Here is a 13,360-nt window from a genome sequence, read left to right on the forward strand (position 1 = left end):
TTTAACTTTTATAATATTCATCTTCATTAAATACTTCAACATCGATTAGTCTTGCACCCACTTTATATAGCAACTGTTCAATTTCCTTTACTGTATTATTCGTTGCACCTTTTTTAAGTGTCACAATAACTCTTCTCAAATACCAGTCATGATCATCAATTGAAAATACACAATGTACTGGACTTTTTTTTCGAATTAGCGAAAGAGTTCTTACTAAAATGCCTTCTTCATCGGGAAGTGCAATAGTTAGTGCACAACTACCTGTTTTATAACCCCATGCTTCTTCAAGAAGTTGGAATACTTTTGAATGAGTTAAGATTCCTGTAAATCTTCCTTTTTCATTTATTACTGCAATGTAAGGGAGCCATTGAATAGAGAGAAAAACTTCATAAAACGAACTTTCTTCCTTAATTAATCCATTCTTATCCTTAGCAAGTGTTGAAATTAAGCCTTCTGTATCAAGTTTTTCGTTTTCCATTAAATATTCGAGTATATCCACTTTATATGCATTGCCAATAAATTTTTCTCCTAAATGATCGAGTATAGGGATACATCTGTAACCTGATTCATTTAATTTTGTTAAAACACTTGAAATAGTATCTGTCTCTTTACAAAATATCACGTTTCTTTTCGAGACATATCGTTGTTTAACAATCATGATTTTGCCCCCAATCAAATCCATATAACACAGGCTACAATATGTAATAAGAAAACCATGTATTCATAAAATTTTTAAAAGAAAAGGAAAAGCATTCAAAGGAAAAGAATATAAATGATGGAGGAATAAATTTCTTAACTTCATATTTATAGAATCATTAAAGTATATATGAAAACTATAAATGTGAATGTAGAAAATAATATTTCATATTGAGGGGATGGATGGATCTTGATTAAAGATGTGAAAGAACAATTAAAACAATTAGAAATACCAGTAATTGCATCACCAATGTTTTTAGTTTCTGGTGTTGAGTTAGTTGTGGAAGGATGTAAATCAGGGGTGGTTACAACATTTCCATTATTAAACGCACGGACAACTGAAGCTTTAGAAGAATGGTTGAAGACTATTACATTACAATTTGCTGAAGCAGAACAAACCAATAAAAAATTTGCACCATGGGGAGTTAATCTTGTCGTTCATAAAACAAACGATCGTTATGATGCAGATGTAGAGTTAATTAAAAAGTACCAACCTCCAATTGTAATTACTTCCTTAGGTAAACCAACTAATATTACAAAAATAGTACACGAATATGGTGGCCTAGTATTTGCTGACGTAATAAGCATAAAACATGCTAAAAAAGCAATGGAAGCAGGTATTGATGGGCTTGTTCTTGTTTGTAATGGAGCAGGTGGCCATGCAGGTACCTTACATCCAATGGCGTTTATACATGAAGTAAAGCAATTCTTTGATGGCTATATCATACTTTCTGGTTCTATTTCACATGGTCAAGATATTTTAGCTGCACAAGTTATGGGGGCTGATTTCGCATATATGGGTACTCGGTTCATCGCGACTAAAGAATCAATGGCAAGTAACGAGTATAAAAAAATGATTTTAGAAGCAGAAGCAGGAGACATTATTTATACAGATAAAATCAGCGGAGTTAATGCAAACTTTATGGTGCAAAGTATTAAAAATGCAGGTTTGGATCCGAATACACTTCAAAAACCTGAAAAACTTGAAATTGTTCATAAATCAGATGACGAAGCAAAAGCTTGGAAGAATATTTGGAGTGCGGGACATGGTGTGGGTGGTATACATGAAATATTACCAGTTGCTAACCTTGTTGAAAAACTAAGTCATGAATACGAAGAAAGTATACAAAAGGTCATCAACAAACAAAAAGATAAACTAACAACAAAATAAAATAAATAAGAAAGCCATTCCCGATCCTAATAGGGAATGGCTTTCTTATTTATTTTTCCCTCGTTTTATTCCCCGAATTTTTGTCTTAGTTTTTTGATCAATCCTATTGGACTCAATAATTTTTTGCAGAGCTTTGTTGTATGTGAAGTCATCTTGGGTGCTTGTTTTTAGATAAGCTTCTGTAATTTCTGGGAATTTAATATAGCAAATTGAAATTGCCCATGCCACAGCCATTTGCGTGTAGAACTTACCGTTTTGAATTGAATCCAATAGTGCAATCGTTGGATGAATATAAATTTCATCAACAAAATAATTGAGTAACATAACAGCAGCAAATCTTGCTTTATATTCTTCTTTCGATAATGCATACGGCTGAATAAACTCCCAAATTTCTTTTTGATGTTTTTTTGTACTTTTTAACCCTGTACAAAAACTATCACAAACAGACCAATTATCTATTTCCGGTATAAATTGTTCAATAAATTTAAGCTGAGCGTTAAAATCCAATTTTACGTAACCAAATACCATTCCTCGAAGCATCTTTTCTTCAAAATAATAATCGTCCCAATTTAAAAAATATGTATCCATGTCTTCTTTAGTTAGGTTTTTTGCTATTTTACGTATAGCAGGGATTCTCACGCCGAACATATGATTTTTATCAACAGTTGGTAATAATCTTGCATTAAAATCTCGATAAGATAAATCTTGCGCATCTAATAATCGTTGTCTAATTGGACTAGCTATTAAATTCAATATCCCCTTTAAGACTGTTTTCGTTATATTTTAAGTGTTTATTGAAAATCGGACAAATTTAATAACAATGTTATCAATTTTATATACCTCGATAGTCTATATAAATTAAAAGAAAAAGCAATTAAGTGAAATTTTAGTACAAATATTATATTTAAAAATAAATGTACATACCAAGGACATTATAAGGAATACTGAAATGGGTACAATTAATTTTTGAAATTTAGAATTTAGGGAATTACTTAAATAAAAAGTTACAGAAGGGGACTATAGAGTTTTAGAATAGACATGAAAACAATAAACATACAATTAATTATAGCATTTACCGTAATTATTATAATTTGTATTGTGGTTATCCTAAGTTTTTCATTTTTATCCAAGCCGGGAAAGGAATTAAATATACAAAATCAATATGAATATTTAGGAAAAAATGCTCCAATTCCAACAAAATTAAATCCAATCGTAGAGGAAAAGAAAAATACGCTCATCAATGAAGCTGCGAAAAAAAATATTGATGTTGTAATAATTGAAGGAATCAGATCTTTTGAAAAACAAAATGAATTATATCAACAGGGAAGAACAACAAAAGGAAATATAGTAACAAATACAAAAGCCGGAGAATCTTTTCATAACTATGGATTAGCTTTCGATTATGCATTATTGGATGCAAGTGGTCATATTATTTGGAATACACAATATGATGGAAATGGGAATGGAAAATCAGATTGGTTTGAAGTAGCAGATATTGGAAAAGAACTTGGCTTCGATTGGGGTGGCGATTGGATTAGTTTTAAAGATTATCCACATTTGCAAATGACATTTGGATTAAGTATTGATATGTTGGAAAAAGGGTATCGTTTAAGGGAAAATCAAAGGGAAGAAGCAATACAGTAAAAAATTAAAACCACTTAAAAGCAATATAAATAAGCTGATAAGTGGTTTAAATTTTTTATTTAATTTGGGGGCAATTCTAATTGTTCTCGTAATTTGCCGGAGATTTCACTTAACTCCATGTCACTCATTTTATAATACCAAATCCCATTAATAATCTCTCCATTGCCATCCTCGAACCGTAATTGATCGATGTTTGAGATTGAATCCTTATAATTCTGTAAAAGTTTCATCATTTCAGAAAATGTCAAGTTTGTTTGGACATTCTTTCCTAGTGAATTGAAGATATCTTTATAATTAAATAGGCTATCTACAGTTCCAGCTTCTTGAATAATTCCAGATATTAATTGTCTTTGTCTTTTTTGACGTCCAAAATCACCTTCAGGGTCATCATGGCGATTCCGTACATAAGCTAATGCACCTTTCCCGTCTAATCTATTTTCTCCTTTATGAAATTGATAACCATTTTGTTCAAAATCACGTGGACTATCTACTGTAATTCCTCCAACTGCATCAATCATATCTGAAAAACCATCCATATTTATTTCACCTACATAATCGATAGGAATATTCAAAAGTTTTTCTACTGAATCCATTGACATTTTAATACCCCCGAATACATATGCATGATTCAACTTATCAAATGTATTATTACCAACAATTTCAGTATATGTATCTCTAGGTATACTCAACATTTTAGTGCTCTTCGTATTTGGGTTTACTGTTAATACGATTATAGTATCAGATCGGCCAATTTCTCCTTCACGACCATCCACTCCTAATAATAGAATTGAAAATGGATCTCGTTTATCGAAGCTCACTTGGTTTGCTCGATGCTTCGATTGATCTCTATTAATGTTTACATGAGCTTCCTTCATAGAAGCTGTTAAATTACTATACACTGCATAAAGAAAACCACTTAAGGTTAATGCAAGCAATGCAGCAATGCCTACAATCCATTTCCACACTATTTTCTTCTTCTTTTTATATCTTCTTCTACCTTCTGAAGCCATTTCACGCCTCCGTAAAATTTTTGTAAAATTATCCAACTTAGAACATTTTAAAATAGAGAGAAAATCTGATTTTAAAAGCAAAAGTGGCTTCTTTTAAAATAGAACGAATTGTATTAAAAAAGAATAGATTATTTAGAAAATTAATAATTATTTACAAATAGTTAATAAAACCCATTCATTAGCTTAACAAATAATGTAAATTACTATGCTACAATAAACGCGTAAAGCAGATACAAAGAACTTAAATGTTCGTAATTATTTATCTTTTTTTGAAAAATGAAGTTGGAGGAGGTTGCTCTGTTTGGCAAATTCCAAAATATTGATGATTACTCAAAATTTTTACCCTGAAATTGGAAGTCATGCAAATCGTATGAAAAACCTTTTTCAGCTATTAGAAAGCGAGGGCTATGATGTATCTGTTTTAACAACTGAACCATCTTATCCTAACAAGCATCTATATGATGAAAAAAAGTTTTGGAATGATCCTACTTTAGAGGATGAAATCAAAATTCAAAGAATAAAAGTGAAAAATAGAAAATACGCATTGAATATGCTAAATAGATTAATACATTACTTAGAGATTTCTATTAAAATGCTATTTTACATTTTATTTAATAAACAAAAATACGATGTTGTACTTGTTACAACTCCAGCTATTTTCATCGCTTTTGTAGGAATCATTGCAAAGTTTAGGTATAGGGCAAAGTTTATATTAGATGTCAGAGATCTGTGGCCTGAGTCTTTAAAAGGTGTAGGAGTATTTAATAAAAAGATAATTATTAACTTTTTCTCAATACTTGAAATTTTTTTATATAAGAAAGCAACGCATATTATCATCAATAGTTTTGGATTTAAGGATTATATCATCAATAAAGCGAAAATCAGTGCAAATAAAATTACCTATATACCAAATGCAGCAAGAGAATACGAACTTAATTCTTCAGTAAAAGTGCATCGAATTTTCAGAGTTATCTACACAGGAAATATAGGGCTTGCACAAGATGTAGAATTTCTAAAAAGCTTAGTACGTAAATTGAACAAAAATCATATTTTGATAACTATAGTTGGCTATGGTCAAAAGAAAAATGAGCTAAAGAGATTTATCCAAGAAAATAAATTGACAAATGCCACAATGGTGAATCCTACAACCAGAGAGGAATGTTTAAAACTAAATGCCGAGCATGATGTAGGAATACTTTCGTTAAATAACATTGACGTATTTGACACTGTGTTACCAGGTAAATTAATCGATTACATGATAAGTGGAATTCCAGTTGTAGCAGCAGTATCTGGATATTCAAAAGAGGTTATTGAAAAATATAAAACAGGTTTTGTTTCTGAAAAACGTGATTCTTATGAAATTGCCAAATATATTTTATTACTAAAAAAGAGTCCTGAATTACGTGAGGAATTGGCTAATAATGGAATTGACTTAATAAACGAACATTTTATTTGGGAAAAAAATATTGAAAGTGTAACTTCAATTCTTCAAGAAAAAGAACAACAAAAAGAACCTGTAACTATACTAAATCAAATAGATAAGGATATCAGACTATGAGAAAAAACGTATGTATGTTTGTTTGGAACCATTTTACAAATGATGCTAGAGTACTCAGAGAATGCACAGCTTTATCAGAAAAGGGATATAATGTGGACCTTGTTTGTATCCATGATCCTAGTGATAAAGATATGAAATATGTTGAAAAAAGAAATGATCACTTCAATGTATATCGGGTGAGGCGATATCCTTTAATATTTACAGCTTTCCAATACTGTAAGAAGAACAAATTGGTTGGTGGTCTAGCAGCAATTATTTGGTTATTCATAGCTTATTTTTTACCGCTAATTATTCTTCCGCTTACGTTATTTGCAGCAATTATTTTAAAGACAAAACTGAAAACAGGAGTTGTAAGAGGCTGTATTATTGCGCGCATGATTTTAAAAGGAAGAATGAAAAAATACGATATCTATCATTCAAATGATTTAAATACTTTACCTCAAGGCTATCTCTGCGCTAAATGTAGATTTTTTAAAAAGCCATTAATATATGATTCTCATGAAGTGCAAACAAGCAGAACCGGATATGATAGCTCAATTTATGGCAAAATGGAGAAATTCTTCATTAATAGAATGGATACTATGATTGTCGAAAACCACACACGTGCAAAATACAATGAAGTTCTTTATGGTTTTTATCCTAATGTAGTTCACAACTATCCGTTTATAAAAAATAAAATGGTTGATACACAAGTAGACCTTCATGAGATTCTTCAGCTACCTGAAAATGAAAAAATACTTCTTTATCAAGGTGGAATACAAGCGGGTCGGGGATTAGACAAATTAATTCAAGCGGTACCGAAATTTGATGAAGGGACACTTGTACTTATCGGTGATGGACGGATCAAACCTGAATTAATAAAAATGGTAAAAGAGATGAATCTTCAAGCCAAAGTGAAATTTTTACCAAAAGTTCCTTTAAGTGAATTACCTAAATATACAAAAAACGCATATTTAGGTTTCCAAGTATTAAACAACATTAATTACAATCATTATTCAGCTTCTTCTAATAAGCTATTTGAATATATGATGGCTGGTGTACCAGTAGTTGCTTGTGATTTCCCAGAAATTAAGAGAGTTGTTGAAGGTGAAGAGACAGGGATTTGTATTGATTCACATAAACCAGAAGAAATTGCTACTGCTGTTAACAAATTAATGGCAAATCAAGCATTAAGAAACCGATTAAGTGAAAACAGTTTAAAAGCAAGTGAATTATTTAATTGGGAAAATGAGAGAGAATTGTTTATCAATGTTTATGCAAGAGTCTCTTAAAACCAATTAGGGGTTCACAGGTCATCAATGATTGGGAGTGCTATTGTTGGAAGTTAAAACAAAAGAGATTTCAAATGAAATAGAGGCTTTAAACGATTTATTAATCCACGAAAAAAGATCTAAGGTAATGTTTCAAGAAGAGCTTTTAAGAATTTATATTGAACATGAAAATCTACTAGTTTCATATCAAAGACTGGAATCAAAATATCAGGCAATCAGCCATTCTAAGTTAGGTAAATTGACTTACAGATACTGGAAATTGTTAAAAAGAGTTAAGCGAGGCAATAAAAATGAGAATAACTAACATTGAAAAACAGCTGAAAGAGATTCAATCGAAAAGAATCATTCTTGAAGATGATATTAAAAAGGAAAAATACGAAATAGATTATTTGAAAAAAAATGGAGAATTGCCTGAAACAATCTCCGAAGATTCTTTGCTTCTATATCAGCTAAATGTAGCATCTCCGAAGAAAAAAAATAAACAAGAATATTTAGATTATCGTGAACAGGTTGCTGATTTAGATTATTTTGAACGAATAAAACCAATATTAGACAAAATCCCAGAAAGTAATGGGAGTAGATACTATCAAAAAAGTTCAATACGAGTTGGCATAATAGCTGACGAGTTTTTATATCAATCATATAAAGATGTTGCAAACTTCTTTCCTATTACGATAGCTAATTATCAACAGTATCAAAACAAAATAGACATTTTATTTGTTGTCAGTGCATGGAGAGGCTTGGATGGTAGCTGGGTTGGGTTAGCGAATGAGAAATCAGCTAAACGAAAAGAATTATATAAAATTATTAATTTCTACAAAAAAAATAAAGTGAAGACTGTTTTCTATTCGAAAGAAGATCCTGTAAATTACGAAAAATTTATAGGTATTGCAAAGAAATGTGACTATGTATTTACGACTGCAGAAGAAAAAGTTGAAAGCTATAAAACAGCTTGTAAGCACGAAAATGTATTTGTATTAGAATTTGGTGTCAATCCACTTTATCATAATCCAATTGGTACAAGAATGAATAAAAAAGATTCGGGTGTATTTTTTGCAGGTTCGTGGCTAAACAAATACCAGGATAGACAAAAGGAAACTATTGAAATTTTCGAAGGTGTAATTAGCGGTAACCGTAAATTAAAGATTATTGATCGGAATTTCTATTTAAATAAAGTGAATTATTTCTTTCCTCATGAGTATCTAGAATATATATCACCATCCATTGAACATGAATATCTTCAAAAAGTTCATAAATTATATGATTGGGCAATTAACCTAAACTCCGTTAAGTTTAGTGAAACAATGTTTGCGAATCGAATTTACGAGCTTCAAGCAATTGGTAACATTATTATTTCAAATTATAGTGTTGGCGTGAATGATAAGTTTCCAAATGTGTTCATTGTAAATGATCGACACGAAGTTAGAGATATTCTTAATGGTTTTAGTGATGAAGAAGTGTATAAACATCAGGCTCAAGGAATACGAAATGTAATGTCTTCGCATACAACATTCGAACGTTTTGATGAACTATTAGGGAAAATTGGTATGGACAAACATAACTTTTCAAGGAAAGTACTTGTTGTGGCAAACTCAATAAATGAAAATATTGTTCAGGATTTTAATAATCAAACATATCCAGAAAAAGATTTAATTGATGAAGAAGAACTAACGGAAAATCTAAAATCACAATATGACATAATCGCATTCTTTAACTCCGAATATCAATATCATGAATTCTATTTAGAAGATATGGTTAATGCATTTAAATATACTGATTCAGACTTTATTACTAAAGATAGTTACTACGATGGTCATAATTTAATAGAGGGTATTGAACACAATTATATTAATGAAATTAACGATAAATACAAAACTGTTATTTGGGCAGATGCATTCACTACTGAAGAATTGCTAAGTAAGAAAAACAACTATTCAGGTAAAAAAGGTTATTGTATTGATCATTTTGAATTCAATTCTTCAAGAGTTCAAGAGTCCGAAAAGGCATATGAAGATTATGAATTATCTGTGATTGTACCGGTATACAATAACGGAAAATATCTACTGAATAAATGTTTTAATAGCTTAAAAAGAAGCAGTATATTCAAAAAAATGCAAATAATTATGGTTGATGATGGATCAACTGATAATAATACTTTAACAACCATTAGGAGAATTGCAAGAGAAAATTCAAATGTTGTTACTTACTATTTCCCAGAAGGCGGCAGCGGAAGTGCATCAAGGGCTAGAAACAGAGGAGTAGAACTCGCTAATTGTAAATATGTGACCTATTTAGATCCAGATAATGAAGCGGTAAACGATGGTTATGCAAAATTATTATCTTATTTAATAAACAATCCAAAGTTTGATATAGCAATCGGAAATATGCTTAAGTTTGATAACAGCAAAGTAAGTCATTTTAGATATTATCAAACTGTAACTGAATCAATTCATAGTAGAATCTTCGAAGATCCTAAACAATTGCTAATTGATACTTCATTAAGAACTCAAAGTATACAGGCTTTAATTGTAAAAACAAATGTTATTACAGAAAATCAGCTGAAAATGGTAGAAAAAGCTGGTGGACAAGATTCGTTATTTTTCCAAGAGTTATTATTGCATTCAACTAGAGGAGCTGTGATTGACTTAGATATTCATATTTATTATGCAGCTGTAACGGGCTCTGTAACTAACACTATTACAAAAAAATTCTTTGATAAATACTACACTTTGGAAAAAGAAAGATTACCATTCTTAATCCAAAATGATTTATTGGATTTATATATGGAAAAAAGATTTAATTTCTATTTCAGAAACTGGTATCTGATTCGAATTAAAAAAATTAATGAGCAGGACCAAAAAGAGGCAATCGACACGCTTTATAAAATTTATTCTTTATATCATGACTACATTAAACATAGTACTCCTGATATTGAGGCGTTCCAATCTTTATACAAAAAGGGAAAATACAGAAAAATAATTAAAAATTATTCCAAAATAGGTTAATAGACAGTTTCAATTCATTCCTTGAAAGGAGGTGAGAAAACTGCTAGAACAATTGACTAAAATAGAACTCGCTATGACGGATATAGATAAAGTTGATTTTATCTATAATTCTCCATTCCAACTTACGGTTCATTGGGAAAATGTCAAATTTGAATTCTTGATAAGGTTAAAGGTTAATTCCAATAAACTGTATTGTTTTGGAAATGGTGCTTACAACTCTGAAAAGATGTCATTACCTGTATTTCAAAGACATTCATGGATAGAAGATATAGATGAATCAATCATTATCTATAATGATCCAACACTATATTTAGGAAAGATAAATCTGGGATGGGGCCAAGGAACTCAAGAAAGGTTTTATATAGAAGATTTATCCTTAATTTTGAAAAAAATAATCCGAAAGTTAGAAGTTAAAAAAAGCCATGTAACGTTTTATGGGAGTTCTGCAGGGGGATTTTTATCCTTATATCTAGCAGGTCTCATTAGAGGTACAAAAGCTTTAGTGAATAACCCTCAAGTTTTTGTACCGAAGTATTACCAAACACATGTGAATAAAATGTACCTTGCTTCATATCCAGGGTTAGATCGCACAATAATTGAAAGTAAATATAAAGAAAGATTAGAAATTATTGCATTCTATGCAAGTATCGAATATGTTCCTGAAATTTGTTATTTGCAAAATTTATCCTGGTCTAATGATGTCAAAAATCAGTTATTACCTTTTATTTCAGGATTAAATTTAATAAAAGAGTTTTTCGATGAGAAAAAAATAAGATTTGAATTCTATCAGAATCTTGAACAGGGCCATAACCCACTAAGTAAAGAGGAAACTCTTAACTATTTAAAACAGTTTTAAGACATTTATAGATTCACCATAATACAACTTGAAAATATTTAACTTTTAAATTGGAGGAAAATAATGATGAAATTATGTACGATTGGCTTAGGATATATTGGATTACCAACATCAATAATGTTTGCAAAACACGATGTATTTGTGGTAGGTGTAGACGTTAAAAAAGAAGTTATTGACTCATTAAATCATGGGAAAATCCATATAGAAGAGCCAGGATTACAAGAAGCTTTAGAAGAAGTAATCTCAAAAGGCACTTTTAGAGCTGCAACTACACCTGAAAAAGCTGATACATTCATTATTTCTGTACCAACACCAAATAACGATGATAAGTATAAATCTTGTGATTTAACTTATGTAATCAATGCTGTAAAATCAGTTTTGCCATATATTGAAAGTGGAAATACCATTATTGTTGAGTCAACAATTGCGCCTAGAAGTATGGATGATTTTATCAAACCAATAATTGAAAAAGAAGGATTTGTAATTGGTAAAGATGTTTTCTTAGTTCATTGTCCAGAAAGAGTTTTACCAGGACAAATACTTCATGAATTAATATTTAATAATCGAATTGTTGGTGGAGTTACACCTGCATGTACAGAAGCAGGGGCTAAAGTATATAGCACATTTGTAAAAGGTGAAATTATTAAAACGAATGCCAAGACTGCTGAAATGTCAAAATTAATGGAAAATACATTTAGAGATGTCAATATAGCACTTGCAAATGAATTAGCTAAAGTTTGTAATGAATTAGAAATTAATGCGCTTGATGTTATTAAAATGGCAAACAAACATCCTCGTGTAAACTTACATACACCTGGACCAGGGGTAGGAGGTCATTGCTTAGCAGTTGATCCGTATTTCATCGTGGCAAAAGCTCCAGAAACTGCTCAATTAATCAATCTATCTCGTACGATAAATACATCAATGCCCGATTATGTTGTTGAGAATGTCAATAAATTAATGAAAAATGTCCAAGGAAAAGTTGTTACTGTATTTGGTCTAACATACAAAGGAAACGTTGATGATATTCGTGAAAGTCCAGCTTTAGAAATCTATAATATGTTGAAATATCAAGGTGATTATGAAGTACGTGCATATGATCCTCATATTAAACTAGATTGGGTAACTCAAGATCTAGAACAAGCGGTCAATAACTCAGATTTAGTAGTGATACTTTCAGATCATGATGAATTTAAACATTTTGGTACATCTGATTTTGACAAAATGTCTCATAAAAGAATTTTTGATACCAAAAATGTTGTTCAAAATGTTTCAGATGATGTTGAATATATTAACTATGGAAATTTGTTTAAATTTGCTAAGAAGGAAGTTACTGTTGTATGAACTTTGCTTGGCAGATATTGAAAGAGCAATGGCTTCACATAAACTTAATATTTCGATTAAGTTTATATGAAGAAAAAGGTAAATATACAATGCACTATTTTGGTGCATTGTGGCAAGTAATTAATCCTATTATACAAATATTAGTATATTGGTTAATTTTCGGGCTTGGAATTAGAAAAGGGCATCCAGTTGATGGAACCCCTTTCTTCCTATGGTTAATCATTGGGCTCGTTCCTTGGCTATATATCAGCAAGACAATTACGCAAGGGACAAATAGTATATATTCAAAAGTTAACTTAGTATCTAAAATGCATTTTCCTGTAAGTGTTCTACCAACAATAAAAATCGTAGGAAATTCAATTTCATTATTACCAATGATTCTTATTACAATAGTAATTGCGTTAATATATGGTATTTTCTCTGGAGTGTACTTATTCCAAATTTTCTACTATTTAATTTGTTTATATTTCTTTTTATTTGCAATAACGTTACTGTTATCAACTCTTACGACAATCATACGAGATATCCAAATGATGGTACAATCTGTTGTAAGACTCTTAATGTTCTTTTTACCAATTGTATGGAATGTGCATAATTTTCCAGATGCAATTGTAAATATATTAAAATTAAATCCTCTCTTTTACATCATTGAAGGATTTAGATATTCACTATTAGGTGGGCACTGGTTCTTTGAGGAATTACCATATACCTTCTATTTCTGGAGTATTAGTATATTAATTCTTTCAATTGGTTCCTATTTGCATATTAAATTCCGCAACAAATTTGTTGATTACCTATAATCGGA

Annotated in this window: 12 protein-coding genes; 9 read left to right on the forward strand and 3 right to left on the reverse strand. The window is 30.4% G+C overall.

Translation table 11 applies throughout. The annotated features are described in order from the left end of the window. Position 1 precedes the first annotated feature (1 nt). Complete coding sequence (cbpA, locus tag ACWV26_RS09075) at positions 2–658, reverse strand: cyclic di-AMP binding protein CbpA (RefSeq protein WP_455898019.1); 657 nt, start codon at positions 656–658, stop codon at positions 2–4. 228 nt (positions 659–886) lie between these two features. Here cbpA and ACWV26_RS09080 point away from each other — a divergent pair, with 228 nt between their 5' ends. Beyond that, positions 887–1,867 carry an NAD(P)H-dependent flavin oxidoreductase gene (locus ACWV26_RS09080; RefSeq protein ID WP_455898020.1) on the forward strand — a complete coding sequence of 327 codons (981 nt, stop codon included), beginning with the start codon at positions 887–889 and terminating at the stop codon, positions 1,865–1,867. A gap of 45 nt (positions 1,868–1,912) precedes the next feature. Here the strand turns inward: ACWV26_RS09080 and ACWV26_RS09085 are convergent, their stop codons facing one another. Then, a complete protein-coding gene (locus ACWV26_RS09085) occupies positions 1,913–2,611 on the reverse strand; it encodes a DNA alkylation repair protein (RefSeq protein WP_455898210.1) in 699 nt (232 codons plus the stop codon). Between the two features lie 294 nt (positions 2,612–2,905). On the opposite strand from ACWV26_RS09085, the gene ACWV26_RS09090 reads away from it, so the two are divergent. Next, positions 2,906–3,511: a M15 family metallopeptidase gene (locus tag ACWV26_RS09090; RefSeq protein ID WP_455898021.1), complete on the forward strand. Its 606-nt coding sequence runs from the start codon at positions 2,906–2,908 to the stop codon at positions 3,509–3,511. A 59-nt stretch (positions 3,512–3,570) separates the two neighbouring features. Here the strand turns inward: ACWV26_RS09090 and ACWV26_RS09095 are convergent, their stop codons facing one another. Further along, complete coding sequence (locus ACWV26_RS09095) at positions 3,571–4,521, reverse strand: LCP family glycopolymer transferase (protein WP_455898022.1); 951 nt, start codon at positions 4,519–4,521, stop codon at positions 3,571–3,573. A gap of 301 nt (positions 4,522–4,822) precedes the next feature. On the opposite strand from ACWV26_RS09095, the gene ACWV26_RS09100 reads away from it, so the two are divergent. The 7 genes from ACWV26_RS09100 (at position 4,823) to ACWV26_RS09130 (ending at position 13,355) form a co-directional block, all read left to right on the forward strand. After that, positions 4,823–6,079, forward strand: coding sequence for a glycosyltransferase family 4 protein (locus ACWV26_RS09100; RefSeq protein WP_455898023.1), 1,257 nt, complete (start codon positions 4,823–4,825; stop codon positions 6,077–6,079). Then, positions 6,076–7,350: a glycosyltransferase gene (locus tag ACWV26_RS09105; protein ID WP_455898024.1), complete on the forward strand. Its 1,275-nt coding sequence runs from the start codon at positions 6,076–6,078 to the stop codon at positions 7,348–7,350. The genes ACWV26_RS09100 and ACWV26_RS09105 overlap by 4 nt, the downstream gene beginning before the upstream one ends. Before the next feature lie 46 nt (positions 7,351–7,396). Further along, positions 7,397–7,654 carry a hypothetical protein gene (locus ACWV26_RS09110; protein ID WP_455898025.1) on the forward strand — a complete coding sequence of 86 codons (258 nt, stop codon included), beginning with the start codon at positions 7,397–7,399 and terminating at the stop codon, positions 7,652–7,654. Next, a complete protein-coding gene (locus tag ACWV26_RS09115; protein ID WP_455898026.1) occupies positions 7,641–10,355 on the forward strand; it encodes a glycosyltransferase in 2,715 nt (904 codons plus the stop codon). The genes ACWV26_RS09110 and ACWV26_RS09115 overlap by 14 nt, the downstream gene beginning before the upstream one ends. Before the next feature lie 52 nt (positions 10,356–10,407). After that, on the forward strand, positions 10,408–11,211 hold the full coding sequence (locus tag ACWV26_RS09120; protein ID WP_455898027.1) for a glycosyl transferase family 2: 804 nt from the start codon (positions 10,408–10,410) through the stop codon (positions 11,209–11,211). A 66-nt stretch (positions 11,212–11,277) separates the two neighbouring features. Next, the gene (locus ACWV26_RS09125) at positions 11,278–12,555 is read left to right on the forward strand and encodes a nucleotide sugar dehydrogenase (protein ID WP_455898211.1); all 1,278 of its coding nucleotides are present in this window, start codon (positions 11,278–11,280) and stop codon (positions 12,553–12,555) included. Beyond that, positions 12,552–13,355: an ABC transporter permease gene (locus tag ACWV26_RS09130; protein ID WP_455898028.1), complete on the forward strand. Its 804-nt coding sequence runs from the start codon at positions 12,552–12,554 to the stop codon at positions 13,353–13,355. The genes ACWV26_RS09125 and ACWV26_RS09130 overlap by 4 nt, the downstream gene beginning before the upstream one ends. The last annotated feature ends 5 nt before the right edge of the window (positions 13,356–13,360 follow it).

Source organism: Rummeliibacillus sp. JY-2-4R (assembly GCF_053847205.1).